The following is a 25,659-nucleotide window of genomic DNA, read 5'->3' as shown; positions in this document are numbered from 1 at the left end:
CGGTGGACGGTAGCAAGTTGAGTGCCAGTTGATGGCAAGCACTGTAGTAGAGGGCTTTGGGTTCGCTGGGCTTTGGTGTTGCGGGCTACATAGGGGCGCTGCGCCCCTTGATGGTGCAGGCTATTTGGATGCTCGAGCTTGCAATGCCAGCCCTTGAGGTTAGGCGCGAAGTCTTTTGTTCAATAGCTGGCACAGCTGCTCAGCAGAGTACGGCTTGGCCAGGAAGCAGAAACCTTCGTGGCCGTCTTCGGCAATTGTTTCGCTGTAACCGGAGGTCAGGATCACCGGCAGGTGTGGCCGCTGCTGTTGCAGTTGCCTGGCCAGGGCCAGGCCACCGATACCCGGCATGACTACGTCGGAAAAAACCGCATCAACATCGCCTTGGGGGCCACTGAGCTGAGCAAGGGCCTCTTCGGCCGAGGTGACCAAAAGGATGCGGTAGCCATGGTCCTTGAGAATCTGCGCAGTAAAGTTGCCTAAATCAGGATTGTCCTCGACCACCAGGATCAGCGGCTCGCCGTCAGCCTGGGCAGGTAGTTCATCGTCTGCGCTGCCCGGCGCTGAGTCGGTGGGCGCAGGCTCCTGAGGCAGATAAAGCGTAAAGCGGGTGCCTTGGCCCGGTGTGCTACTGACCTTCACGTCGCCTCCGGACTGCTTGGCAAACCCGATCACCTGGGACAGACCCAGGCCGGTCCCTTCACCAAGTGCCTTGGTGGTGAAGAACGGGTCGAAGATGCGCTCCAACAGCTCAGGCGCGATACCCATACCGCTATCGGCTACCGAAATCGCGGCAAACACTCCATCGAGCCCCGGCACAGACTGATCGGCCTGCAACTGCAGCCGCAGAGTGCCTTCACCCAACATGGCGTCGCGGCCGTTGAGCATCAAGTTGATCACCGCTGTTTCCAGTTGGCTGAGGTCGGCGCGGATGTAGCAGGGCGTTTCTGGCAACTGCAGCTCCACCAGCATCCGTGCGCCAGTGGCGGTGTCGAGCATGTCAGCCATGGCCTCCAGACGTGGCGCGGCCTCGAATACCTGGGGGCTGAGGGCCTGGCGCCTGGCGAAGGCGAGCAATTGACCCGTGAGCTTGGCGCCCCGATCTATCGAGTCGGTCATGGTCTTCAAATAGCGTTCGCGCCGGCTGATATCGAGGTTGGGGCGCTGCAGGAAGTGCAGTGACGAGCGCATGATGGTGAGCAGGTTGTTGAAGTCGTGGGCCACGCCGCCAGTCAACTGGCCGATGGCTTCGAGTTTCTGGGCCTGGCGCAGAACGGCTTCGGTGTGTAGCAACTGGGTCGTACGCTCCTCGACGCGGTGCTCCAGGGACGCATTGAGTGCCTGTAGTGCGGCCATTGTCTCGCGCGTTTCGGCATAGGCCTGCACCCGCTGGATATGCGCCCAGCAGCGCTCGGTCACTTCACTGATCAATGTCTTTTCGTAGGAGGTCCATTGGCGCGGGAGCTTGTCGTGGATGGCCATCAGTGCAGTCAGCCGGCCGTCTTCGATGAACGGGATGCAAATGGTGGCGCTGACACCAATGGCCTGGAAGGTGGCCGCCGCCTCCGGCGCCAGCTCGCTCAGGTTGTTATTGATCACCAAAGCTTGGCCGCTACGCAGGCGGCGGACGGCCGGTTGCCCGAAGTCATGCAGGTGGTACTGGCCGAGCAAGTGCGGTGAACCGGGGGCCACCGCATCTCCGCAGATGGTGAAAGCATCCTCGTCAGGACCCATGATGGCGTAGGCGCAACTCGACAATTGCATGTGTTCGAGCAACTGTTGAGTGGTGATGGCGAGAATTCGGTCAGCCTGCGTCGCGCCAGCCAGCGCTCGGCTAAGCCCGTCGAGAAAGTTCAGGCGCTGGTTGGCAAGTACTGTGGCGGTGGTTTCGGTAACCGTGTCGAGCATGCCTACGACTGTCCCGTGGTGATCACGGATGGGGCTGTAGCAGAAGGTGAAGTAGGCGCGTTCCGGCCCACCGTTGCGTTCGATGGTCAGCGCAAAGTCCTGGATGAACACTGCCTCTCCAGCTAGCGCTCGCGCAGCCATGGGGCTGATCTCGGGCCAGGCCTCTTGCCAGACCTCACTGAATGGCCTGCCCAACGCCTGGGGTTTCTGCCCCAGGATTGGCATGAAGGCATCATTGTGCAGGGTCAGCAACTCTTGGCCCCAAAGCACGGCCTGCGGGAAGCGCGAGCCTAGGCACAGCGCCACGGTGGTCTTGAGGGCTTGCGGCCAAGTCTGCAGTGGGCCGAGAGTGGTGTTCGCCCAATCGTAGCTGCGGATGCGCTCGCCCATCAGGCCGCCGCCGTGTAGCCATTTAGCCATCTGCTCTGCCGATCCTTTTGCACAAGGCTATAAGGGTGCACCGAGAATAGCCGCTTGGCGAGCGGTTTGTTGCGGCCTGCCGAGCACTGCGGTGTGGCGCCTAGGCGCAAACCTGTGGGCACCCACTTGGTTTGTTCGAGCAGACGCCGCAAGCCGGGCGTTCTGCGGTTATCCGCCGCCGCTTCTTCCGGGCAGCGATCCGAGGTTGGCCTATAAGGCAGCCTCCCGCTACTGACGAGGGTGCTTTACGCTGGGTTAGCGCATGAAGTGCACTTTGCCGGTGTCGTCATTGCCCATATAGATGCCATAAACCCCAGCTTGGCGTTCAAGGATGTAGCGCTCAAGAATCTGGCGGATGGCCGGGTAATAGATCTCGTCCCACGGGATCTGGTGGGGTTCGAAGAACTTGTAGGCCAGCGTTTCAGGCCCGTACTGCCCAGTTTCTTCGGTGGCGATGGCGCGGAAGATGATGTACACCTCGCTGATTCTGGGCACGCTGAAGATAGAGTAGGGCGAGACGATGTCGGCGCGCACGCCGCTTTCTTCCCAGACCTCGCGCAGGGCTGCCTGCTCGGTGGTCTCGCCAGCTTCCATGAAGCCGGCGGGCAGCGTCCAGGTGCCCGGACGGGGCGGGATGGCGCGTTGGCATAGCAAGTACTTGCCTTCACGCTCGATGATGCAGCCTGCGATGATTTTCGGGTTCACGTAGTGAATGTAACCGCAGGCGGCGCAATGCAGGCGCTCGTGGGTATCACCTGTGGGAACGCCCCGAGCCAGTTCGGCGGTACAGTGCGGGCAATAGCGCGGGGCGTTGGGCATGATCAGCGGCCTATGCGAGGTTCCTTCAGGGCCAATGGCTCGACGATGTCGCGCACTTTGGCATTGTCATCCTGCTTTTGACGCAGGTAGTCAAGCGCCACCTTGGCGGCGGCGCGCACATGATCGACCGAGGCCTGGTGTGCCACCAGCGGATCGCCGCCCTTGATGGCCTCGACGATTTTTTCCATTTCACGGTTACTGGCGCCGCGGCGGTTCTCTTGGGACACCGAGGTAGCGCGCAGGTAGCTGATTCGGGCTTGCAACTGACGCAACTGCTGCGCAGCCACCTGGTTGCCGGAGCCTTCCAGAAGCACGTCATAGAAACCTTGCACCGAATCCAGTACCTGCTGCAGCTCGCCTTCTTCCAACGCTTCGCGGTTGACCTCCAGCGCACGTTCCAGCGCCCGGATGTCCTTGGCCTTGGCGTTGAGGGTGAACAGTTGCACGATCAAGCCTTCGAGCACGCAGCGCAATTCGTAGATATCGCGGGCGTCTTCCAGGGTAATGATGGCCACGCGAGGGCCTTTGGCGTCGGCAAACTCCACCAGGCCTTCGGACTCGAGGTGGCGCAGGGCTTCACGCACCGAGGTGCGGCTGACGCCGAGGCGGTCGCAGAGGTCGCGTTCGACCAGGCGGTCACCCGGCAGCAGGTGGAAGTTCATGATCGCGCCACGCAGCTTGTCGAGCACGATTTCGCGCAGGGTAACGGGGTTGCGGTTGACCTTGAAGCTGTCGTCGAGGGGCTGGCGTTTCATCAAGTGCGCTCTGATAGAGGCTGCCCGGCCCCCACCGACAATTGCACCACGAACCATCGGTGCTCCTTGCGTGGGTTCGGACAGCCCGCTGTTAACGGGTTGACTCCGCATCGGCTTCGGCGAAGGCCTCGCGAGCTAGGCGGAAACTGTCCACCGCCGCGGGCACGCCGCAATAAATGCCGACCTGGAGCAGGATCTCGCGAATCTGTTCACGGCTCAGGCCATTGCGCAATGCGCCGCGGATATGCAGCTTGAGCTCGTGGGGCCGGTTGAGCGCGGAAATCATGGCCAAGTTTATCATGCTGCGCTCTTTGAGCGAGAGGCCTTCACGGCCCCAGACATGGCCCCAGCAATATTCGGTGACCAGCTCCTGGAGTGGCTGGGTGAATGCGTCGGCGTTCTGGATGGAGCGGTTGACGTATTCCTCGCCCAGCACCTGGGTGCGGATCTGCAGGCCTTTTTCATATTTCTCGTTGCTCATTGCCGTGCTCCATATCAAAAAAGGGGCTGCAACCGAGGGTGAGACGATTAGTGCAGCCCCTGAAACAGGGTCATCGGTGTGGGCTGTTTCGCGGGTGAGTCTGCTCCTGAAGGTCCAAGCCTTTGCCCAATCGCTGGGGAGCGAGTTCACCCGCGAAGCAGCCGATGAGGTCTATCAGCCCAATGGCGGCAGGGCGCCCAGCTTGCCTTTGTGGTAGACCATCGGCGTGACCGGCTCGGCCGGCAGGACCAGATTCTTCACCGCGCCAACAATGATGGCATGGTCACCGCCATCGTATTCGCGCCACAGTTCGCACTCGATGATCGCCGTGGCCTTGGTCAGCAGCGGGTTGCCCAGCGCGCTCAACTGCCACTCGATACCTTTGGCCTTGTCCTTGCCTTTGCCTGCAAAGGCGTAGGCTTCGGCGGTTTGCTCGGCGGACAGCAAGTGAATGGCGAATTGCTTGCTGTCGCGCAGAATCGGGTAGGTGTCCGATGCGTAGTTGGGGCAGAACAGCACCAGCGCCGGGTCTATCGACAGTGCGCTGAACGCGCTGGCGGTAATGCCGACGATGCCGCCGTCGGTGTCCAGGGTGGTGACCACAGTGACACCGGACGGGAAGGAGCCCATCACGTCTTTGTAGATGCCTGGTTCGATCATCTCGTGCTACCTCTTAGCGCATCACAAACGGGTCGGGCATCGGCGCGGTGGACAGGTTGATCCACACGGTCTTCAGCTCGGTATAGGCCAGCACCGAGTCGATGCCGCTCTCGCGGCCATAGCCGCTGTTCTTGAAGCCGCCGATCGGCGCCATGGCCGACACGGCACGATAGGTGTTGACCCAGATGATCCCCGAGCGTACGTCTCGCGCCAGGCGATGGGCGCGGCCCAGGTCGCGGGTCCAGATGCCGGCGGCCAGGCCGAACTGCGAATCGTTGGCGATGGCCAGGGCCTGCTCTTCGGTCTTGAAACGGATGACGGCGGCGACCGGGCCGAACACCTCTTCCTGCATGATGGTCATCGAGTTGCTGTCGCACTCGAACAGGGTCGGTTCGTAGAACCAGCCATCACCTTCGACCTCGGCACGTTTGCCACCCATGTGCAGCTTGGCGCCTTCGGCCTTCGCGGCTGCCACCAGGCCTTCGACCACAGCCAATTGCTGCGCGGTGGCCATCGGGCCCATTTCGCTGGCGTCGTCCTGCGGGTTGCCGATGCGAATGCGTTTGGCGCGGGCGATCAGGCGTTCGACGAATTCGTCGAAGATTTCGTCTTGCACCAGCAGGCGCGAACCTGCCACGCAGCTCTGCCCGGAGGCTGCATAGATGCCGGCCACCGCGCCGTTGATGGCGCTGTCCAGGTCGGCGTCAGCGAAGATGATGTTCGGCGACTTGCCGCCCAGCTCCAGCGACAGCTTGGCGAAGTTCTCAGCGCTACTGCGCACTACATGGCGCGCTGTGGCGGCGCCACCGGTGAAGGCGATCTTGCGCACCAGCGGGTGGCGGGTCAGCGCTGCGCCGGTGCTTGGGCCGTAGCCGGTGACCACGTTGACTACGCCGGCCGGGAAGCCGGCTTCCAATGCAAGGCGAGCCAATTCCAGGATGGTTGCCGAGGCGTGTTCGGACGGCTTGAGCACGATGGTGTTACCAGCGGCCAGTGCTGGGGCGAGCTTGATCGCGGTCAGATACAGCGGGCTGTTCCACGGGATGATCCCGGCGACCACGCCGATCGGCTCGTGCACGGTGTAGGCGAACAGGTCGGGCTTGTCCAGCGGCAGTGTGCCACCCTCGAGCTTGTCTGCCAGGCCGGCGGTGTAGTGGAAGAACTCCGGCAGGTACCCGACCTGGCCGCGGGTTTCACGGATCAGCTTGCCGTTGTCACGGCTTTCGAGTTGAGCCAGGTGCTCTTTGTTTTCGGCGATCAGGTCACCCAGGCGGCGCAGCAGCTTGCCCCGTGCGGTGGCGGTGATGCTGCGCCAGGCCGGGCTTTCGAAGGCACGCTGGGCGGCCTGCACGGCCAGCTCGACATCGGCCTGGTCGGCGTCGGGCAGTTGTGCCCAGGCCTTTGCAGTGGCCGGGTTGAGGCTGTCGAAGGTCTTGCCGCTCTGGGCATCGAGCCATTGGCCGTCGATGCACATCTGGAAACGAACGAGGGTCATGCAACAATCCCCTTGGCGGATTCGGTGAGGATGCGGGCTTGGGCGAGAAAGTCCAGAAGCATCTTGTTGACTTCCCGCGGTGCTTCCACTGGCATCATATGCCGTTGCTCGGCAAGGACCACGCTTTGTGCGCCAGGAATGCTGGCGGCAAGCTGACGGGTCATGGCAGGGGTGGAGCCCGCGTCGAGTTCGCCGGTGGCGATCAACGTCGGCACCTGGATAGTGCCCAGGTCGCTTGCGCGGTACATGTCCTGGGTAGCGAACAGCGAATAAGTGGTGTGATACCCCTGCGGGTCATTGTTCGCCAGTACTTGGCGAATGGCGGCGACCTGCGCCGGGTTGGCAGCCTTGTATTCACGGCTGAACCAGCGGTCCAGGGCAGCGTCGACGTTGGCGTCCGGGCCTAGCTGCGCAGCCTGGGCAGCGCGGGCGATGACCCCGGCACTCTGCTCGGGCGTACGGTTGAATACGCTGTTGAGCACAACCAGGGCAGCCAGACGCTGCGGATAGCTCAAGGCAAAGGCCCGGGCGACCAGGCCACCCATGGAAAAACCAATGACCGTGGCTTGTTGAATCTGCAAATGGTCAAGCAGCTCGGCGAGCTGGGCGGCATAGCCCTCCAGGCCAATGTCGGCGGCCGGCAGGGCGCTCTGGCCGTGGCCAAGCATATCGTAGACGATGACGCGGTAGTCGTTGGCCAGGCCAACGATCTGACCGCCCCACATTTCCTTGTTCAAACCCACGCCGTGAATCAGTACCACGGGTTGGCCCTGGCCGACGGACAGGTAACTGGTGCCGGCAGGTGTGTGTTCAGCGACAGGCTGAATCATGGAGGGCGCTCCTTGAAGGTCGGGCACGGCGGGTAAGCACGCCACGCCCCGGCCCGTCTTGGTTGTTGTTATTGAGCGTTGGCTTTTTCGGCAGCCAGTTCTTCCAGGTCGATATAGCGGTTGCCGATGCGCGGGTGCAGGCGGCCCCCGTCGGCGGCGCCTAGAACCACCACGATCTCATCGGCGCGTGGCGCGTCTTCGATCTGCATTTCCAGAGTGATGTAGTGCGAGCGCAGGCCTTCGTCGTCCTTTTGCATCATCGGGATCTGGATCGAGGTGCCTGGGCCGCCGCGCTTGTTGGTGAAGCTCAGGTAGCTCTTGGCCTTGACCGCCTCGCGGTAGTGGTTGCCAAAGCGCAGGGTGTGAATCACGGCCGAAGCATGCTCGATTTCGCCATCGGCGCCGACCACAGCGGCCTTGCCATAGGCTTCGATCTTGTCGGCACCGCCGATTGCGGCCGTCAGGCGTTCGACCATCAGGGCACCGAGCTCCGAGCAATTGGCGCGAATTTCCGGCTTCAGATCTTCAACGAAACCGCGACCGGCCCATGGGTTCTTGATCACCACGGCCAGGCCGACCATGGTCACAGGCTTGTCGGTGGCCTTGCCGCCTTCGATACGGGTCTCTTCGGAATAGGTGACGATCTTGCGGATTTCGAAACTCATGGAGGGGCTCCTGGTGAGGGTTATCAGCTCTTGTTGTCTGATGGTATACCATAATATTTGTTGTGCAATAGGTGCCTGAAAATTTCTGTTGTCCCAGGACGAAAGGTGGGGGGATGGCTTGGGATTTGTGGTGACTTGGAGATCCAGCGCCGCCCGCGCGGCGCTCGTTCCGCGAACCACCACGCGTCCCAGGGCATACACCGGACAAAAAAATCCCGCTCACGTCGGCCACTGGGGCCAACGTGAGCGGGCGCGTCCCGCAATGTCTCAGGCAATGGGAATTCAGGCGAACGCCGGCACCACTTCCTTGATGAACAGCTCCAGCGACTTTTTCTTCTCGGCGTGGGGCAGGCTGTTGTCGCACCAGAAGCTGAACTCATCGACACCCAGCTCTTGGTAGTACTTGATTCGGGCGATGATCTCTTGCGGCGTACCGATCATGGTGTTCTTGCGGATATTGTCCAACTGGAAGGCCGGGACTTCGGCGAACTTCGACTCAGGGCTTGGCTCCAGGAAGCCGTTGACCGGGGTGGTCTTGTTGCCGAACCAGGCGTCGAAGGTGCGGTAGAAGCGTGAGATGGCCTGGGCGCCAATCTTCCAGCCATCGGGCTCAGATGGGCTGTGGACATGGGTGTGGCGCAGTACCATCAATTGCGGCCGAGGAACGTCGGGGTTGTTGTCCAATGCGGCCTGGAACTTGTTCTTCAGGTCCAGCACTTCCTCGTCGCCTTTCATCAATGGCGTGACCATGACGTTGCAGCCGTTGGCCACGGCGAAATTATGCGAGTCAGGGTCGCGAGCGGCGATCCACATTGGCGGCGTGGCGTTGAAGGGCTTTGGTACGCTGGTGGAGGTGGGGAATTTGTAGACCTCGCCCTCGTGGGCATAGTCGCCTTCCCATAGCTTGCGCACCACCGGCACCATTTCGCGCAGGGCTTTGCCGCCATCGGTGGCTGGCATGCCACCTGCCATGCGATCGAACTCGAACTGATAGGCGCCCCGGGCCAGGCCCACTTCCATGCGGCCGTTGCTGATCACGTCGAGCAGGGCGCATTCGCCAGCGACGCGGATCGGGTTCCAGAACGGGGCGATGATGGTGCCGGCGCCCAGGCGAATTTTATCGGTACGTGCGGCCAGGTAGGCCAGCAGCGGCATCGGGCTTGGCGAAATGGTGTATTCCATGGCGTGGTGTTCGCCGATCCATACGGTGCTGAAACCGCCGTGCTCGGCCATCAGGGTCAGTTCGGTCAGATCTTCGAACAGCTGGCGGTGGCTAACCTGTTCATCCCAACGTTCCATGTGCACGAACAACGAAAATTTCATGGGGCTTTCCTCAACGCTTGTAAGTGTCTGTCGCCAGGTTTGGCAGGCGCCAGGTGTCTCGATTCACAATAGGCTCAGGCAAATGCCGGCAGGCTGGCCATCTTGCCGCGGCAATAGATCATCGGCCGGGGTGCTTCCTCGGGGACGATCAGGTTATGTACCTTGCCAACCATGATGGCGTGGTCACCCCCTTCATACTCACGCCACAGTTCGCACTCGATGACGGCGGTGGCGCCAGCCAGGATCGGGTTGCCCAGTTCGCTCAGGCTCCACTCGATGCCGCTGGCCTTGTCTTTGCCTTTCTTGGCGAACGCGTAGGCTTCGGCCTGCTGCTCACCGGAGAGCAGGTGAATGGCGAAGCGCTTTTGCTTGATCAGTACGGGGTAGGAGTCGGAAGTGTAGTTGGGGCAGAACAGCACCAGCGGTGGGTCCATCGACAGGGAAGAGAACGCACTGGCGGTCAGGCCGACGACCGAGCCGTCGTCGTCCAGGGTGGTGATGACGGTAACGCCGGACGGGAAAGAGCCCAGGACGTTCTTGTAGACGGTTGCGTCAATCATCGGAAGTACCTCTAAAAGGCTGCGGTGGTCCGCGGTTTTTATCGTTGATGTGTCTGATGGTATACCGTAATACCTATTTTGCAAGCGGAATTTTCTAAGCGCACATTTAACGATGAGCGGCTCAAGGCCCCGTAAACCTTGGCTTTGAGCGGTGAGTCGGTTTGTCGCAGGCGCTGCGCAAGGGGTGCAGATAGCATTTTTTGCTACGGATCAGTGTTGTCAAAAGTTTGGAATACCATAATATGGTCCGCAGCTGAGAGGCCGCCTAGATGCGGTTTCCTTACAACGATAAAAACGACCTTTCGAGCTGAAACCTATGTCCCAACCGTCGTCGCAACACCAGTTTGTCGAGAATCACACGGTCGATTACGTTCCACCTGCCGAGCGCCATGGGAAGGCGCGTGACCTATTCACCCTCTGGTTCAGTACCAACATCGCGCCACTGCCAATCGTCACCGGCGCCATGGTGGTCCAGGTGTTCCACCTGAACCTTTTGTGGGGGTTGGTCGCAATCGTGCTCGGGCATCTGATCGGAGGCGTGTTCATCGCCTTGGCCTCTGCGCAGGGACCGCAGCTGGGGATTCCGCAAATGGTTCAAAGCCGTGGCCAGTTCGGCCGCTACGGCGCGCTGTTGATCGTGTTCTTCACCGCACTTATTTATGTCGGCTTCTTCATCTCGAACATCGTGCTGGCGGGCAAGACCATCCACGGCATCGCCCCCAGTGTGCCAATGCCGGGTGCGATCGTGATCGGGGCGTTGAGCGCCACCGCCATCGGGGTGATCGGCTACCGCTTCATCCATATCCTCAACCGTATCGGCACCTGGGTGATGGGTTCGGCACTGCTGGCCGGGTTCATCATGATGTTCGCCCAGGCGTTGCCGGCCGACTTCTTGAGCCGCGGTGCCTTCAATTGGTCAGGCTTCATTGCCACGGTGTCGTTGGGTGTGATCTGGCAGATCAGTTTCTCCCCTTACACCTCTGACTACTCACGCTACCTGCCGCGGGAAGTCGGCATCGCCAAGCCATTCTGGGCGACCTATTTCGGCGCCACCCTTGGCACCATCCTGTGTTTCAGTTTCGGCACCATCGCCGTGCTGTGCGTGCCCGAAGGTGTTGATGCGATGGACGCGGTCAAGCAGGCCACCGGTTGGCTGGGGCCGATTCTGATGGTGCTGTTCCTGCTCAACATCATCAGCCACAACGCCCTCAACCTGTATGGCGCGGTGCTGTCGATCGTGACTGCGATCCAGACCTTCGCGGCCGACTGGACTCCCAGCATCAAGGTACGCGTGATCCTGGCGACGTTGATTTTGCTGGGCTGCGCGATGGTAGCCTTGAACGCCTCGGCAGGCTTCATCGGCCAGTTCATCGGCCTGATCCTGGCGCTGTTGCTGGTGCTGGTGCCTTGGGCTTCGATCAACCTGATCGACTTCTACCTGATCAAGAAGGGCCGGTACGATATCAAGTCGATCTTCCGTGCGGACGGGGGCATCTATGGTCGCTTCAACCACCATGCGATCATTGCCTACGCCTGCGGCATCCTGGTGCAGTTGCCGTTCGCCAATACCGCGCTGTACGTGGGGCCGTACTCTAATCTTGTCGAAGGCGCCGACCTTTCTTGGTTGTTCGGCTTGATCGTGACGGTGCCGCTGTACTATTGCCTGGCTACTCGCGGCCAGGCCGCCGAACAGGCAACAAGGATGGCCAGCGTCAACGACTGATTGGCGATGAAGATCCAGCAAGGGCCGCTACGCGGCCCTTGCTGTTTATGATCAGACCTTGAATTGCGCCACCATGGTGTTCAGGTCCACCGCCAGGCGTGACAGGTCCTGTGCCGCAGCGCTGGTCTGGTTGGCCCCCGCCGATGTCTGCATCGCCAGGTCGCGGATGTTCACAAGGTTGCGATCCACCTCCCGTGCGACCTGCGCCTGCTCTTCGGAGGCGCTGGCGATCACCAGGTTGCGCTGGTTGATCGAAGCGATGGCCTCGGCGATCACTTCCAGCGCTTGACCAGCACCTTGCGCCACTTCCAGCGTGCCGTTTGCCCGGCCGCGGCTGGTGTGCATCGCCGATACCGCACGCTCAGTGCCATTTTGAATACCGGCAATCATCTGCTCGATCTCTGCAGTGGACTGCTGGGTGCGGTGGGCGAGGGCACGCACTTCGTCCGCCACCACTGCAAAGCCTCGGCCTGCCTCGCCTGCGCGGGCGGCTTCGATCGCCGCGTTGAGCGCCAGCAGGTTGGTCTGCCCAGCGATGGCCCCGATGACATCCAGCACCCGGCTAATCTCGTTGGCGTTGCTGGCCAGCTGCTCGATCTCGGTAGAGGTGCCGGTCACGTCATTGACCAGGTGCTCGATCGAGGCCAGGGCCTGATTGACCTGCTCTTGACCATCGCGGGTACTCTGGTCGGCGCCTTTGGAGGCGTCGGCAGTGGTCACTGCATTGTTCGCCACTTCTTCCACGGCAGCGGTCATCTGGTTGACGGCAGTGGCGGCCTGATCGATCTCTGCACTTTGCTGATGCAGGCCGCGGCTGGTGTCTTCGGTGACAGTGTGTAGCTCTTCAGAGGCTGAAGCCAACTGGTCAGAGGAGGCGGCGATCTGGCGGATCGTGTCGCGCAAGCTGCGTTGCATACGGTTCAGGGCGCCTAGCAGCAAGGCGGGTTCATCATGGCCAACCACCTTTATGTCGTGGGTCAGATCGCCCGTGGCTACCCGCTCGGCCACGGTCACGGCCTCGGCCAGCGGTACCACGATGCTACGGGTAAGCATTACGGCGATGCCTGCCAGTGCGAGCATGATCACCGCCAGCGAGGCGATAAGCGCCGTGAAGGCCTGGTCGGCCACATCGCTGCTGCGTTGCGATGCGTCCTCGGCACCTTTGCTGTTGTAGCTGAGCAGGGCGCTCAAGGCTTTCATCATGGTGTCGGCATATTGGGTCAGAGGGCCGCTGATCTGTTGCCTGGCTTCGTTGACTTGGCCGGCGGCGATGGCTTGCATGACCTGCGACTGTAGGCCCGAATACTGCTGGTAAGCAGTAATGAAAGCGTCGAAAAGGGCGCGGTCATCGGCGTCGATGATGGTGTCTTGGTAGTCTTTGAGGCCCGACTGAAGTTGCGCGTTGATGCCCTTGAGCATCTCGACATTGCGCTCGCGCTCTGCGGCGCTGTCATCCAGTGCGGCGCGCAATGTCACAGCGCGGGAACGGCCCAGGTTGGTGCTGATGTCACCCAAAGCAGCCACTGCGGGCATCCAGGTTATTCGTATCTCGTCTGTGGCGGCGTCCATCTGCCGGGTTTCATAGAGAGCGACCAGGCCCATGATCAGGACCAGAAGGCCTAACAAGGCGAATACACCAGCAGCGCGAGTACCGATCCGCATATTCCGTAAATGCATGAAGTGCTCCTTGACGTTTGCAGGCAGGCGTCAAGAGCTTGACCCAATGGCCGGGTCACCGGGTGGCGCCAGGCTCTGGATGCGCTGCAGATTTAGATGTGTGCCTCACCCTCAACGATCGTTTTTATTTGAATGATGCCATATGGCCATCATTATTGGCCAGTCATTCAATTAACCGCCAACTTCTGTGAAATCCTTCATTTATTGACGGTTTTGTCAGGTTTTCGCTGTTTGGCGGCCACGTAGTCGAGCCTTATCGGTGTTCGCAATCATCGCGCCGCAAGCGATAGCGTAGCGGATGCCGGGCGCAGACGGGCAGTTAACACCAATAGCAGCACGGCACCGATGACCATCACTGCCCAGGCCCAGTGCAAGGAGCTGAGCTGGTCGCGCACAACGCCAGCCATTACCGGGACCGTGGCTGCAATCAGGTAGCCCCCTCCCTGGACGAATGCCAGCAAAGCCCCTGCCTGAGACGGCGACTGCGCATGGTCGAGGGTGACGATGAGCGAAAGCGGGAACAGCGCACCAATGCCAAGCCCTAGGCACAAGGTAGCCAATATCGCCAGCTCAAGGGGTGCGCTCATCAGGCAAGCCAACCCCAGGAGCACCAGCAGTATCACCGTTGTCAGGGGGAGCCTGCGGTCGGGGCAGCGGTGAATGAGGGCCGATACCAGCAAGCCTGCAACGACTTCCGTCAGGGTCAGAGCGCCCAGTAAATAACCGGCCTCAGCAGGCGTCCAGCCCAATTCGACGTAAAACGGTGGCAGCCAGGCCAGCACCAGGGTGTAGGCGCCGGTACCGATACCGAAAAATGCCAACAGTAGCCACGGCCGCGCGCTGGTGTAAGGCAGGCCCGCTTCGTTGTCGCTGCCAGCATTGCTACCTGCGGCGCACAGCCAAGCGATCAGTCCGAGCAACGCAGGCAATGCCGCCACGCCCAAGGTCAGTTGCCAGCCGAACAGGTTCGCACCCGGTGCAGCAAATGCAGCGGCCAGCGCTGCACCACCCATGATCCCTGTGCTGAACACCCCCATGAGCATGCCTGCACTTTCGGGGTGGCTGCGCTTGATGAACGCCGGCATCAGCGCCTGAATGATCGCGATGCCTACCCCGCCTAGTGCGGCTGTGGTGATCAGCGCCGGGCCCGAGGCTACGTACGCGCGTGCCGCACAACTGACAGCAATCAGCAGAATTCCCATGGCCACCCCTTTTATTTCGCCAACCCATCGCAGCAGCCAGGGGCCTGAAAGCGCGAACACGCCCATCATCATTACCGGCAGCGTCGTCAGCAGGCCGGCCTGGGTATTGCTCAAACCCAAGTCCTGCTGCAGTGTCCCCAGCAGGGGGCCAATTGCGGCCATGATTGGGCGCAGGTTCAGCCCGATCAACAGGGCCAGCAAGCCAACGCCTGCTTTGCTTGGCAGATCACGCATGGTCAGCTTGCTCCTGCAGGAATTCACTGATTGCCTGGTTGAACGCTTGGGCATGGGAGATGTTGAAAACATGGCCATCCCCCGCCAGGGTCAGTTGACGGGCATTGCCGATACGGCGGGTAATTTCCTCGGCTTCAGAAAGCGGGCTGATAAGGTCGCCCGAGGCAGCCAGTACCAGCGTCGGCGCTTGAACAAGTGCTAATCCCTGGCCTATGTCAAATTGCTTCATGCCACTGCACCAGTGGATCTGGCTCGCTGCAGACAATTGAGCGGCTTGGGCGTGCCAGGCCTGATAGAGGCGCTGGCCGCGGGCGGAGGCTGCGAAGCCGGCACCCACCAGAGCCGGCCATGTCGACTCGAATCGCTTCAGGCAACCGTCAGTGCGTTGTAGGCCACAGACCCATTCGTCCAGCGTCGCCTGACGGTGTGCGGTGCTCATGCTGAAGAACGATCCCGCGACCACCAGCTTCTGCACCGCTTGCGGGGCAAGGCAGGCCATTTCCAGGGCCACCATGCCACCCAGTGAAAGCCCAATCAGGTGGGTGCAGGCCAGCCCCAGGTGATCGAGCAACGCTAACATTTGCAATGCCTGCGTATGGGCTGTGATACCTTCAGGCGCTTGGCTAGAGGCGCCGTGGCCTAGCAGGTCGGGTACGATGACGCGATGGCCCAGGCTGAGCAAGGCGTTGACTTGTGGCATCCAGGCTCGCCCGCTGTTGCCCAGGCCATGCAGCAGCAAGACTGGGCTGCCTGCGCCGCTGTCGTAGTAGTAAAGCCGGTGCCGCTCGTGAGTGAAAAACGCCATGACTATCTCCTGATCCTTCAGCTACATGCTCGCCAAGATAACTTAACGTTAAGATAGTTAAAAGGCGGTTAGGTACAGGATTGTGTGACGTTCAACAGTGACAATCAGCGCGTATGGGGGCGTTATGGAGGATCATGTCGATTTCGTGGTAGCTCAGTGGGGGCAAGCGATGCCCTCGGTAGATGTTACCTCCATGGAAGTTTTCGGGCGGATGGTGCGCGTTCAGAAGCACTTGGAGCGCATGCGTGCAGAGGCCCTTTCGCAGTACGGTTTCAAGGAAGGGGAATTCGATGTCTTGGCCACGCTACGCCGCGCAGGTGCGCCGTATCGCCTGACGCCAACCGAGCTGTATCGCTCGCTGCTGATCACTTCCGGAGCGATGACCAACCGCCTGGCGCGACTGGAAAGTGCCGGCATGGTCGAGCGCGTAACCGCCAGCCACGACAAGCGTAGCCTCCAAGTGGCGCTGACCGCGGCAGGTAAGGCATTGATCGAGAAGGCCGTCCTTACCCATACTGAGATTCAGGAGCTTGTATTGGCCCCGCTCAGCGCCGAGCAGCGTATGGCGTTTGCGCAACTGTTGAAGCAAATGCTCATGCACCTGCCCGGCGAAGGGCCCCCTACATCATGAGTGGAAAATTCAGGAGGAATTTCCATGCTTCACAGCAATTACCTCAAGCAGTTGGACCTGCAAGACATCGTGGTTTTTCTCAACCTGCTTGAACTGCGTAGCGCCAAGCGCACTGCCGAGCTGATGAATGTCAGCCAGCCCACGGTCAGCTACTGCCTCAAGCGCCTGCGCGGGTGCTTTGACGACACGCTGTTCTCTTCTTCGCAGGGTGTGCTGCAGCCCACCACCAAGGCGGAAAAGATCGCGCCCTACCTGCGCGTGGTCGTCGAGTCGGTCAACCGCTGTGCCGAAGACGACAGCGCGGTGTCGCCGCAGGCTGTACGCAAGATCTGGCGGCTGTGTGCGCCGGAGTATTTCGAACTGTCATTTCTGCCTCTGGCGCTGGCAACGCTTTCTCGGACTCAGAGCAACACGTCGCTGCATCTGGACCGCCTGAGCCGCGACCTGCCGGTGGACCGGTTGATTTCGGGTGAAATCGATGTCGCCATCGGTTTCGGGCCTGGTTATCACCAGATGCACCCGGAGCTGCAGTGGCAGGCGGTGCTCAACGATGATTTCGTGTGCCTGACCAGCACTGACCACTTGGCCAACGACAGCGCCATGAGCCTGGATGAGTTCTGCGCTTCGTCCCATGTTTTTCCCACCCCGTGGATCTCGGAAAAGAACATGGTCGACAGCTGGTTGGATAAAGTCGGGCGCTCGCGCAATGTGCTGGTGCGCGCCAACGGTTACCAGGCTTGCGTCAACATTCTCGCTGCCGTGCCTGCTACCGTTGCATTGCCGGCGCGTTTATTACCGCATCTGCGCATTCCTGAGCAGGTGAAGATCTGCCAACCGCCACTGGGCTTTCCCAGTTTCACCTTGGACATGATCTGGGCGCGTGAGCGCAGCGACAGCAAAGACCTCAGCAGCTTGCGTGCGTTGATCGAGCAAGTGGCCGATGTGTTATTGACGCAGTGATGAAACAGACTTTTAAATTTTCACAGCGCATTTAGATTTCTTAAAACCAGCGACGTACTCATTTCACTTATCGTTTGGTCATCGGGTAGGCAGCGCTCTACCTGACCCACACTTTCAAGGAGGAATGAGTCATGTTGGCCCACGCGCAACCGTTGGTGTTTCCTTATTTCAGGCAGCCGACACCTTGCTATGGTTTCGAATGTGTAATCGCAGTCGATCGTGGCCAGCGCATCAGCGATTCCATCAATGGTGCGACCCTGTACGAAGACCTGGCCCATAGTGGTGCTGTGATTTACCGAGACTTCGCCGATAGCCTCGAAGACTTTAATGAATTCGTCAGCGCCCACTCATCGCGGGTCACCTTCGACCCGGCACGCAAGGCAGCCACTGCGAACACTGCGGAAATCGAGGCGGGCGTGCACGAGATGGGCCTGCACCGCGAGAATGGCAACCTGCCGTTCAACCCTGACCTGCAATGGTTCTATTGCCTCGAAGCCGCCTCTATCGGCTCGCAAACCACACTCTGTGACGGCGAGCGAGTGTTGTTCGACCTCTCGGCGAAAACCCGCAAACTTTTCGAGCAACGCAATATTCGATATCGCCGCCGTATTCCGTGGCAGAACGTCAAACGCTTTCTGAGTATCGAGTTGCAACTTCCGCTGGAGGCGATCACCGACGAACATCTGCAACAGGTCAATGAACAAGTGGCAGGGCAAACTTACCGCCGTATCGACCAGAACCTGATTGCATCGGAGCTGATTATATCTGCAGTGGAAACCAGCTGCTTCAGCGGGCGCCGGGCGTTCTGCAATTCGATGCTCGGCCCCAGTGTCAACTACGAACCCCCGCGTATTACCTGGGCCGATGGCGAAGCTATCGCGCTGGAGATATGGGATGAAATCAAGGAAGTGACCGAGCGCAATACCTACAGCCACTTCTGGCAAAAAGGCGATGTCATCGTCATCGACAACACGCGCGTCATGCATGGTCGCCGCCGTCTGGATGACACTTCCCGTCGTATTTTCGGCGCTCAGAGCTACCGTATCGGGGGTAATGGCCAATGATCAGCAAGAAAATGCAGGACTATTTGGCGGCATCGCCAGATCGCGTGATCATTCGTGAGATGGGAGGCCGTGAGTACACCTTGCACCAGCTGCGTCGCGACGTGCTGCGCTTGGCCAGTGCGCTTGAAGGGCGCGTAGGCCGCTGTGAGCGCAAAGTGTTCGGTATTGCCATGCGCTCGTGCTACGAGTGGGTCTACACGTTGCTGGCCATTCAGAAAGTCGGTGCAGTGTTGCTGCCGGTGCCGATCGAATTTTCCGATGATCAGATCGCCAGCCTGCTGGGCAAGGCCACTGCCGTGCTGGTCAGTGATGAGCAAACCGCAGGCCGCTTGCATGGCATCCTGCCGGACAAGCCATGCTTCATCCCCGATCAACTGATGGGCCAGGCCATCGGCGATGAGTGGCGCGCCGAGGATGAGCTCATACCGGAGGGGATCGTTTCGATCATCCACACTTCCGGCACCACCTCCAAGCCTAAGGGCGTGATGATCCGTGACGAGGCGGTCGGCCTGCTGGTGGACAACGTAATGAAGCGTCTGCCGCAACAGCCGCTGCATTACTTCTCGATCGTGCCCATGAGCCTGTTGATCGAACAAGTGCTGGGCGTATTCATCCCTATCCTGTCCGGCGGCACGCTGACGCTAATGCCCAAAGGCGTAGCCGAATATGGCGCGGCCAGCGGCAATGCCAGGCAGTACCTGGAAATGATCGCCCCCAACCAGCCGAACTTCCTGTACCTGCCGCCAAAGCTGCTGGAGGAAGCCAACATGCTGCTTGAGCAGTGCTCGGTGCAGCAGCTGTTCGGAGCGCAGTGCCCGCACATCATCACAGGCGGCGCCAAAATCCCGGTCAGTGTGCTGCAGGCGCTGGATGCCCGCGGTGTCGAGGTGTTCGAAGCCTATGGGCTTAGCGAAAACTCATCGATCATCTCGCTCAACTCGCCCGCCGAGCGGCGCATTGGCTCAGCCGGAAAGCTGCTGGACGGGATCGAGCCCAAGTTGGTCGACGGTGAACTGCTGGTGCGCACGCCCACGCTCTGCGCAGGCTACTACAACGCTGACGACACTGCTTGCGATCTCTCCGATGGGTACTTGCACACCGGTGACATCGCAGAATTTCGCGACGGCTATCTCTACATCACCGGCCGCAAGAAGCATGTGATCATCCTGTCGACGGCCCGCAATATCTCGCCCGAGTGGGTGGAAAACGTCTACAAGGAAAGCCCGCTGGTGGACGACATGATCGTCATGGGCGAGGGCAAGGACGAGCCCTGTGCCATCGTTCTCAGCACAGCCGGCACTGCCTGCGTCCGTGACGAAATGGCGCGCCTGGAGCATCGCCTGGCAGACTTCGCCAGGGTTCGGCAAATTCGTGTGATCGACGACATCGCCCAGTTCCGTGACCAGTTCTACACCGTCACGGGGCGGCCGCGACGCGCTGAAATCGAGGCGCGCTTCATCGACCAGATGTATGCCTGAGGACCAGAGAGCGCCATGTACATCGTGCGTAATTTCTACAAAGGTCGGCCCGGCTACCGGTGCCTGCAAGAGGCCGTGCGTGCCCACTATCTGAAACACTACGGCGCCACCCCAGAGCCACAGCCTGATCTGTTCGTCTGCCTGACAGGCTCCAACGGCGGCGCCCCTGGCTATGCCTGTGCCGGCATCAGCTACGGCGACTCGGCAAAGCTGTTCAGTGAGTACTACCTGGATCAAAGCCTGGATCGACGTTATGGGCTGGACCGCGCTCGCATTGCCGAAGTGGGGGCCTTTGCATCGTTTCGTAGCGGCAGCGGAGCAGGCAAGTACCTGCTGGACAATGTGATCAAGACGCTGGCCTTGCGCAATTTCGGCCTGGTGGTACTCACCGCCACCGATCAGGTGCGTCAGCTGCTGACCCCGCTGGTGGACAGCCTGGATGACTTAGGCCCTGCCGATAGCACGCGGGTCAAGGATCCGGGGGTGAACTGGGGCTCCTATTACCACCATGAGCCACGGGTTGTCGCAGCGCGGCTGTCACCGCCCAGCATCTGGATGAGCGCACCTAGCCCGGGCGTTGCCCTGGCCACGCCTCATTTCCCTTGTCAGGCATCTGCCTGAGGTTGACACGCGCCGTGCGTCACGACGCGCGGCGTGCTGGAGATAAGCATGAACGCGAGCAAACGTTACGAGAATTTCATTGTGTTTCTGGCGCCGCTGATCAATAGCGTCGGCGGTATCGCCATCGACTTGTATGCGCCCAGTATTCCCTCCATCGGCCGGGAATTGTCGGCCAGCCCGTCATTGATGCAGAACACCATCACCATCACGCTGTTGTTCTATGCCCTCGGCCAGTTGTTCTTCGGCGTGATGGCCGATGCCCGTGGCCGCAAACCGGCAGTAAAGTTGGGGCTGCTGGTGTTTCTGGGCGGCAGCTTGGTGGCGAGCATTGCCACATCCATCGAAATGCTTTTAGTGGCCCGGGCACTACAGGGCTTCGCGATTGGCGCTTGCCAAGTGGTGGCGCGGGCGTTGCTGGTGGATATCGTCAAAGGGCCGCGTTTTTACGTGGCAATCATCTACCTCAGCCTGGCCTTCGGGCTGGGGCCAGTGATCGCGCCATACGTGGGCGGTGTGATCGAAGTGCACTTGGGCTGGCGTTACAACTTCGTTCTCTATGCCGTATACGCGGTGATCGTGCTGGCCTTCGTGCTGGCCGGGCTGAAGGAGTCGCTGCCACATTCCGGGCGGCGGGCAGCTTTGCAGACGGTCTTAGGCTACCGCTGCATTTTGGCCGACGCCCGCTTTCGTTCATCGGTAATCGTGCTCGGCTCTAGTTTCTCGGCTTTTCTGCTGTGGAACGTATTCGGGCCTTACATCGTCCAGGAGCGATTGGGACACAGTGCCCAGTACTTCGGCACCACGGCGCTGGCCGTTGGCAGCTGCTACCTGGTCGGTACGCTGGTCAACCGCGCGCTGATCCGGCGCATCGACCCGCGTAATTTGATGTGGACCGGTATGTCGCTGTTTCTGCTGGGCGTGATCGGGATCGCAGCGACAGCCAGTGGGTTGAGCCTGGTGAACATCCTCGGCGGCATCATGCTGGTCGCCTTCGGTCAGGGGTTCATCTTTTCCAATGCCATGGCCCGTTCCATGTCGCTGTTCCCTGACCGCGCGGGTGTGGCGGCAAGTTTGCAGGGCTGTTTGATGCTGGTCTTCGGCGCCTTGGCCTCAGGCGTCGTCAGCGCCCTGTCACTGGCGTCGAACCTGGCAGTCGCTGCTGTGTTCCTGGTGCTGTGGCTGATCTCGCTGTCGGGCATGTTGAGTGTGCGGATGCAGCAGCAGGCCAAGGATGACGTTGTGGTCGAGCGGGCAACGGCCAAAACTCGGTAACACAGCGACCAGGTGCTGGATCAATGCACCGACTTGCGCACCTGTAGGCATTGCCTGGCTTGTTCGGCCAATCTGTCCAGCCATTCATCGCGCTGCTGCTCGGCATCGAGCATGGCTTCTTCGCCATGTTGGTTCAGCAAGTAGGTGTGGATCTGCAGCACTTCGGGCGCCTGGTAGATCGGCGCGATGTCCACCCGGCCGATGAGCGCGCCGCTGGCCTGGCCGGTGCTGCTCATCAGCACCTGCGGGCCGCTGGCAGCGACCACCTGCATGGCCATGCTTTCAAACCAAGGCACCTGATGGGCGAAGGCATTGAGCTCGACACTGTTGTAACGCGCCTGCAGGTCACCCAGCAGCGCGCGGGCAATGCCCTGGCGGCGGTGGCTGGGGAGTACGGCCAGGAACGCCAGGGTACAGGCCTGCGGGGTGTCCTGGGCCGGCAAGGCCAGGGCGAACCCAAGCAGTTGATCCGGGGCGTCGGCATCCAGCGCCAGGGTCAGTTGCACGGCCAGACCGCCGGTGCCGCCCATCGCTTGCAGGTACTGGTGCACCTCCATGCCGACACCGTACTGATAAAGCGGGTACAACGGGTTTTCGGCGCGGATGGCCACGCTGCTCAGTTCGCCTACGTTGTGGATCACCAGTTCGCGGATCTGGTTTTGGAAGGACTCGGGCGGCACGCTGTCGAGGCGGCTGAGAATGAACATCGGGGGACGGCTCCGGCTGCGGTTGGATCACCTCGCGCCAGGCTGGCGCGGGGTGAACAGTCTAAACCCTTTTCAGCCGCGCATCGCGGCCAGCATCAGCTCAAGGTTCTGCACCGCAGCTCCCGATGCGCCCTTGCCAAGGTTGTCGAACACTGCCGTGAGCAGCACCTGACCGTGCTCGGGGTTGGCGTACACCGCCAGGCGTAGGTCGTTGGTGTCATTCAGTGCTTGAGGGTCAAGCGCCGCAGCGGGGCCTTGCTGATGCAAGGGCATTACCTGCACATGCCGTGCACCCTGGTAGTGCTGCTCCAGGCACGCTTGCAGTTGCTCGGCGTCGGCGCGGCCGGGCAGCAAGCGCAGTTGCAGCGGGATGCTCAGAACGATGCCCTGGCGATAAGCCGCGTAGCCTGGCAGGAATATCGGCCGGGTGGTCAGGCCGGCGTGTTGCTGAATTTCTGGCACGTGCTTATGGGCCAACTCCAAACCATAAAGTTGCAGGGTCGGGGCCTGTTCACCTCCCAGCGTTTCATGCCGTTGCACGGCTGCGCGACCACCGCCGGAGTAACCTGAGATGGCATGAATGCTAAGGGGGTAGTCGCTCGGCAACAGGCCGGCGTCGACCAGCGGGCGCAGCAGGGCGATGGCTCCTGTGGGGTAGCAGCCTGGGTTACTGACGCGTTTGGCCTGGGCAATGCGTTCGGCCTGTTCAGGCTCAAGCTCCGGCAGACCGTACACCCAGCCAGGCGTGGTGCGATGCGCGGAGCTTGCGTCGATCACCCGCACAGCCGGGTTTTCGATAGTCGCCACCGCGTCGCGGGCGGCGTTGTCCGGCAGGCACAATACCGCGATATCCGCGCTGTTGATGGCCCTGGCACGGCACTGCGGATCTTTGCGCTCGGCGTCGGGCAGGGTCAGCAAGTGCAGGTCATTACGGCCCTGTAGGCGTGCATGGATTTGCAGGCCGGTGGTGCCTTGGTCGCCGTCGATAAACACGACTGGGTTATGCATGGTGATGTCCGATCATGGCAAGAGATGACCTATGCTCGCCTGTGGCACTCATAAAGAAAATTTGAATATCATGACACTGATATTCAGATTTCCTGAACCAAGGAGCGCTGCCGATGCGTGAAATCAGCCTGGACCGCCTGCGCACATTGGTGGTGGTTGCAGACCTGGGCGCTTTTGCCGAAGCCGCCCGCCAGCTCAACCTGGCGCCGCCCACCATCAGCTTGCACGTGGCCGAACTCGAGGCGCGGGTCGGCGCACCTTTGCTGATCCGCAACCGTAACCAGGTGCGCCCCACGGCCATTGGCGAAACCCTGCTGGCCCGGGCCCGCCGTCTGCTGGCCGATGCCGACCAGGCCCTGGACGAAGTGCGCCGCCAAGTCGAAGGCCTGACCGGCCGGGTGCGCCTGGGCGCTTCCACCGGTGCGATTGCGCATCTGCTGCCCAAGGCGCTCGAGTACCTGCAAGGGCAACACCCTGGCATCGATGTACAGGTTCAGGTCCTGACGTCCCAGGCATCGTTGGCGCGCTTGCGTGATGGAAGCCTGGACATCGCCCTGGTGGCGCTGCCGCAGGCGGCAGGTAAGAGCATCAGGCTGACTCCATGGCGACGCGACCCGATCTTGGCGTACGTGCCAGCGCGCTGGCAGCCACCTGCCAAGGTCACTCCGGCCTGGCTCAACCAGCGGGCGTTGATCCTCAACGACAGCAGTACCCAGTTGTCGCGGGTAACCAGTGAGTGGTTCGCGGCAGCGGGGTTGTATCCCGAACCACGCATCGAGCTGAACTACAACGATGCGATCAAGCGCTTGGTCGCAGCGGGCTATGGCGCAACGTTGCTGCCGCAGGAGGGCGAAGCCTCGGAGCCGCACCCGGGTATCGCGCGGCGGCCACTTCGGCCGGGGCTGTGGCGTCATTTAGGCATAGCCTGCCGCGAGGCAGAGATGGAGCGAGCCACTGGGTTCGTGCTAGAGGCACTGGAGCGCTTGCGCCAATAAAGACATTGGCACGCTCAGCCCCCAAGCCGAGCCGACGCCGCCGCTATCGCCGACTATGCTTGACCCTGCGTCGAGCCAACAATCCTTTCGATGACCATCCCGATTGCCCAGGAGAACGCTCCATGAAACCCATGAAACTCGTGCCTCTGCTGGTAATTGCTTCAGTGCTTAGTTTTACCGCCCACGCCGACCCGAAAAGCAACTGTGCGGCGAAGATCAAGGAACTGGAAGAGATCAAGAAAACCGACGGCCAGGCGCTGCATGGCGGCATGGCCCATGACTACCACGAGCTGCTCAATCAGGCTAAGGCGGGGCAAGCGGAGAAGGATTGGGCCAAGTGCCAAGCCTCGGCTGACCGCGCCAAAACCATCTATAACAAGGCCCGCGGCAGGTAGTCTGTGCTGTGCGGCTTCTACGAGGCTTTGGCCGTGAAGAAGCCGCACAGCAGCCCCCAGGTCAGAACCAGCGGTCGTTCTTCTTGCGCCCGCGAGTCAGGGCCGGAATGATCAACCCCGCCAGCAGGCCGGCGCCAGCAATGCTGCCCCCGTAAACCATGTAACGCATCATCACTTGTTTGTTCTCATCCCCCAGGCGCGCTTGGGTATCGCGCAGGCTCGACTGGCTTTGGTCGAGCTGCTCGTTCAGCGCCTGATTGCGGGCTTGCAGCTCATCGATGAGCTGTTTGCGCGAGTCGAGGGTCTCTTGCATGCCCTGTACGCGATTCTTCCAGCTGTCGTCGATGGTTTTGAGCTGCCCGGACAGCTCCGCCACCTGAGCGTCGAGTTGCGGCAGGCGCTCGCTCTGGCCAGGCACCGACTGCAGGTCGCTGGTGAGGATCCACACCAAATCGCCATTCTGGCCGCGTACTTGGCTGTAGTTGCCCTGGCTGCCGACCAACGTGACTTTCTGCCCGGACTTGAGGGTCCCGACAATGCGGTGGCCGTCCGTCGGGCCACTGCGTACGTAGGTGCTCAGACTGTCGCTGACCCAGCGCGCATCGCTGGCCGGCTCTTCGGCATGCGCGGGCACGGCAAGGGCCACGAAGGCGGCGAGCAGGCTGCCGCGCAGGGCAGTGAGGGCAGGGGAGGCGGGGCGGGATTCAGGCATGTCGGGTCTTCGCTGCTGCAGGAAAAATAGGCCCGGGAGCTCGCGCTCAATGACAGGGCCGACGAACCGGTCGGTAACTTGACCGTCAGGGACAGACCGCATTTTTGTAAGCAGGTTCACTGCTTGGCGTAGGAATTACCAACAAAATGTTGCTTAGAAAGACCCCGGCAGGGTAAGCGCTGGGCATGGGCCCTGGCTAGGTCGACACCCGGGTTCTGGCCAGGCAATCTTTGCAATTGACGATAGTTTCTTCTGGCAGCGC

25 protein-coding genes and 1 pseudogene are annotated in these 25,659 nt (G+C 61.0%); 9 read left to right on the top strand and 17 right to left on the bottom strand.

The genetic code is table 11. From position 1 onward, the window contains the following. Nucleotides 1-159 precede the first annotated feature (159 nt). From HU725_RS12820 to HU725_RS12775, 10 genes are all read right to left on the bottom strand, one after another. Nucleotides 160-2,325 (bottom strand): ATP-binding protein, encoded by a 2,166-nt coding sequence (locus HU725_RS12820; RefSeq protein WP_186477939.1) that lies wholly within the window; start codon nucleotides 2,323-2,325, stop codon nucleotides 160-162. Between the two features lie 255 nt (nucleotides 2,326-2,580). After that, complete coding sequence (locus tag HU725_RS12815) at nucleotides 2,581-3,144, bottom strand: NUDIX hydrolase (protein ID WP_186477938.1); 564 nt, start codon at nucleotides 3,142-3,144, stop codon at nucleotides 2,581-2,583. A 2-nt stretch (nucleotides 3,145-3,146) separates the two neighbouring features. After that, nucleotides 3,147-3,899 carry a GntR family transcriptional regulator gene (locus HU725_RS12810; RefSeq protein WP_060478478.1) on the bottom strand — a complete coding sequence of 251 codons (753 nt, stop codon included), beginning with the start codon at nucleotides 3,897-3,899 and terminating at the stop codon, nucleotides 3,147-3,149. 91 nt (nucleotides 3,900-3,990) lie between these two features. Continuing rightward, a complete protein-coding gene (locus HU725_RS12805; protein WP_060478414.1) occupies nucleotides 3,991-4,380 on the bottom strand; it encodes a carboxymuconolactone decarboxylase family protein in 390 nt (129 codons plus the stop codon). A gap of 174 nt (nucleotides 4,381-4,554) precedes the next feature. Next, entirely contained in the window at nucleotides 4,555-5,040 is a 486-nt protein-coding gene (locus tag HU725_RS12800; RefSeq protein WP_186477937.1) for a flavin reductase family protein, read from the bottom strand. A gap of 13 nt (nucleotides 5,041-5,053) precedes the next feature. Next, nucleotides 5,054-6,535, bottom strand: a complete 1,482-nt coding sequence (locus tag HU725_RS12795; protein ID WP_060478412.1) for an aldehyde dehydrogenase — start codon at nucleotides 6,533-6,535, stop codon at nucleotides 5,054-5,056. Continuing rightward, a complete protein-coding gene (locus tag HU725_RS12790) occupies nucleotides 6,532-7,365 on the bottom strand; it encodes an alpha/beta fold hydrolase (protein ID WP_060478411.1) in 834 nt (277 codons plus the stop codon). The genes HU725_RS12795 and HU725_RS12790 overlap by 4 nt, the downstream gene beginning before the upstream one ends. A 68-nt stretch (nucleotides 7,366-7,433) precedes the next feature. Then, a complete protein-coding gene (locus HU725_RS12785; protein ID WP_060478410.1) occupies nucleotides 7,434-8,030 on the bottom strand; it encodes an amino acid synthesis family protein in 597 nt (198 codons plus the stop codon). 282 nt (nucleotides 8,031-8,312) lie between these two features. Further along, the gene (locus tag HU725_RS12780; RefSeq protein WP_060480277.1) at nucleotides 8,313-9,353 is read right to left on the bottom strand and encodes an LLM class flavin-dependent oxidoreductase; all 1,041 of its coding nucleotides are present in this window, start codon (nucleotides 9,351-9,353) and stop codon (nucleotides 8,313-8,315) included. 74 nt (nucleotides 9,354-9,427) lie between these two features. Continuing rightward, the gene (locus HU725_RS12775; RefSeq protein ID WP_060480278.1) at nucleotides 9,428-9,913 is read right to left on the bottom strand and encodes a flavin reductase family protein; all 486 of its coding nucleotides are present in this window, start codon (nucleotides 9,911-9,913) and stop codon (nucleotides 9,428-9,430) included. Between the two features lie 316 nt (nucleotides 9,914-10,229). Here HU725_RS12775 and HU725_RS12770 point away from each other — a divergent pair, with 316 nt between their 5' ends. Beyond that, nucleotides 10,230-11,636: a purine-cytosine permease family protein gene (locus tag HU725_RS12770; protein WP_186477936.1), complete on the top strand. Its 1,407-nt coding sequence runs from the start codon at nucleotides 10,230-10,232 to the stop codon at nucleotides 11,634-11,636. A 51-nt stretch (nucleotides 11,637-11,687) separates the two neighbouring features. Here HU725_RS12770 and HU725_RS23160 read toward each other — a convergent pair whose 3' ends face one another. The 4 genes and pseudogenes from HU725_RS23160 to HU725_RS12755 all read right to left on the bottom strand — a co-directional run bounded on the left by HU725_RS23160 (nucleotide 11,688) and on the right by HU725_RS12755 (nucleotide 15,554). Further along, a complete protein-coding gene (locus tag HU725_RS23160; protein ID WP_371326793.1) occupies nucleotides 11,688-12,551 on the bottom strand; it encodes a methyl-accepting chemotaxis protein in 864 nt (287 codons plus the stop codon). Then, nucleotides 12,543-13,298, bottom strand: a pseudogene (locus tag HU725_RS23155) (MCP four helix bundle domain-containing protein); the annotation flags it as partial. The gene HU725_RS23160 and the pseudogene HU725_RS23155, both read right to left, overlap by 9 nt. Nucleotides 13,299-13,582: 284 nt before the next feature. After that, nucleotides 13,583-14,749: an MFS transporter gene (locus tag HU725_RS12760; RefSeq protein WP_186477934.1), complete on the bottom strand. Its 1,167-nt coding sequence runs from the start codon at nucleotides 14,747-14,749 to the stop codon at nucleotides 13,583-13,585. Continuing rightward, nucleotides 14,742-15,554, bottom strand: coding sequence for an alpha/beta fold hydrolase (locus HU725_RS12755; RefSeq protein ID WP_186477933.1), 813 nt, complete (start codon nucleotides 15,552-15,554; stop codon nucleotides 14,742-14,744). The genes HU725_RS12760 and HU725_RS12755 overlap by 8 nt, the downstream gene beginning before the upstream one ends. 124 nt (nucleotides 15,555-15,678) lie before the next feature. Here HU725_RS12755 and HU725_RS12750 point away from each other — a divergent pair, with 124 nt between their 5' ends. The 6 genes from HU725_RS12750 (at nucleotide 15,679) to HU725_RS12725 (ending at nucleotide 21,580) form a co-directional block, all read left to right on the top strand. Continuing rightward, on the top strand, nucleotides 15,679-16,185 hold the full coding sequence (locus HU725_RS12750) for a MarR family winged helix-turn-helix transcriptional regulator (protein ID WP_186477932.1): 507 nt from the start codon (nucleotides 15,679-15,681) through the stop codon (nucleotides 16,183-16,185). Between the two features lie 24 nt (nucleotides 16,186-16,209). Next, entirely contained in the window at nucleotides 16,210-17,145 is a 936-nt protein-coding gene (locus HU725_RS12745) for a LysR family transcriptional regulator (protein WP_186477931.1), read from the top strand. Between the two features lie 131 nt (nucleotides 17,146-17,276). Beyond that, nucleotides 17,277-18,209 carry a TauD/TfdA family dioxygenase gene (locus tag HU725_RS12740; RefSeq protein ID WP_060480285.1) on the top strand — a complete coding sequence of 311 codons (933 nt, stop codon included), beginning with the start codon at nucleotides 17,277-17,279 and terminating at the stop codon, nucleotides 18,207-18,209. Then, the gene (locus tag HU725_RS12735) at nucleotides 18,206-19,687 is read left to right on the top strand and encodes an AMP-binding protein (protein ID WP_186477930.1); all 1,482 of its coding nucleotides are present in this window, start codon (nucleotides 18,206-18,208) and stop codon (nucleotides 19,685-19,687) included. Before HU725_RS12740 ends, HU725_RS12735 begins: the two co-directional genes overlap by 4 nt. A gap of 15 nt (nucleotides 19,688-19,702) precedes the next feature. Then, complete coding sequence (locus HU725_RS12730) at nucleotides 19,703-20,308, top strand: thermostable hemolysin (RefSeq protein WP_060480287.1); 606 nt, start codon at nucleotides 19,703-19,705, stop codon at nucleotides 20,306-20,308. Nucleotides 20,309-20,356: 48 nt separating this feature from the next. After that, nucleotides 20,357-21,580 (top strand): multidrug effflux MFS transporter, encoded by a 1,224-nt coding sequence (locus HU725_RS12725; protein WP_186477929.1) that lies wholly within the window; start codon nucleotides 20,357-20,359, stop codon nucleotides 21,578-21,580. A gap of 20 nt (nucleotides 21,581-21,600) precedes the next feature. On the opposite strand, the gene HU725_RS12720 is transcribed toward HU725_RS12725, so the two are convergent. Then, on the bottom strand, nucleotides 21,601-22,287 hold the full coding sequence (locus tag HU725_RS12720; protein WP_060480289.1) for a GNAT family N-acetyltransferase: 687 nt from the start codon (nucleotides 22,285-22,287) through the stop codon (nucleotides 21,601-21,603). A 72-nt stretch (nucleotides 22,288-22,359) separates the two neighbouring features. Then, the gene (gene argC, locus HU725_RS12715; protein ID WP_186477928.1) at nucleotides 22,360-23,295 is read right to left on the bottom strand and encodes an N-acetyl-gamma-glutamyl-phosphate reductase; all 936 of its coding nucleotides are present in this window, start codon (nucleotides 23,293-23,295) and stop codon (nucleotides 22,360-22,362) included. 113 nt (nucleotides 23,296-23,408) lie between these two features. Between argC and HU725_RS12710 the strand changes: the two genes are divergently transcribed. Both HU725_RS12710 and HU725_RS12705 read left to right on the top strand, forming a co-directional pair. After that, nucleotides 23,409-24,290: a LysR family transcriptional regulator gene (locus HU725_RS12710; RefSeq protein WP_186477927.1), complete on the top strand. Its 882-nt coding sequence runs from the start codon at nucleotides 23,409-23,411 to the stop codon at nucleotides 24,288-24,290. Nucleotides 24,291-24,412: 122 nt separating this feature from the next. After that, a complete protein-coding gene (locus HU725_RS12705; RefSeq protein WP_186477926.1) occupies nucleotides 24,413-24,685 on the top strand; it encodes a PA2433 domain-containing protein in 273 nt (90 codons plus the stop codon). A 61-nt stretch (nucleotides 24,686-24,746) separates the two neighbouring features. On the opposite strand, the gene HU725_RS12700 is transcribed toward HU725_RS12705, so the two are convergent. Continuing rightward, on the bottom strand, nucleotides 24,747-25,397 hold the full coding sequence (locus HU725_RS12700) for a TIGR04211 family SH3 domain-containing protein (RefSeq protein WP_060480293.1): 651 nt from the start codon (nucleotides 25,395-25,397) through the stop codon (nucleotides 24,747-24,749). Nucleotides 25,398-25,659 lie beyond the last annotated feature (262 nt).

Source organism: Pseudomonas promysalinigenes, from assembly GCF_014269025.2.
GTDB classification, from domain to species: Bacteria; Pseudomonadota; Gammaproteobacteria; order Pseudomonadales; family Pseudomonadaceae; genus Aquipseudomonas; species Aquipseudomonas promysalinigenes.
This window is presented reverse-complemented; position numbering and strand designations above follow the sequence as displayed.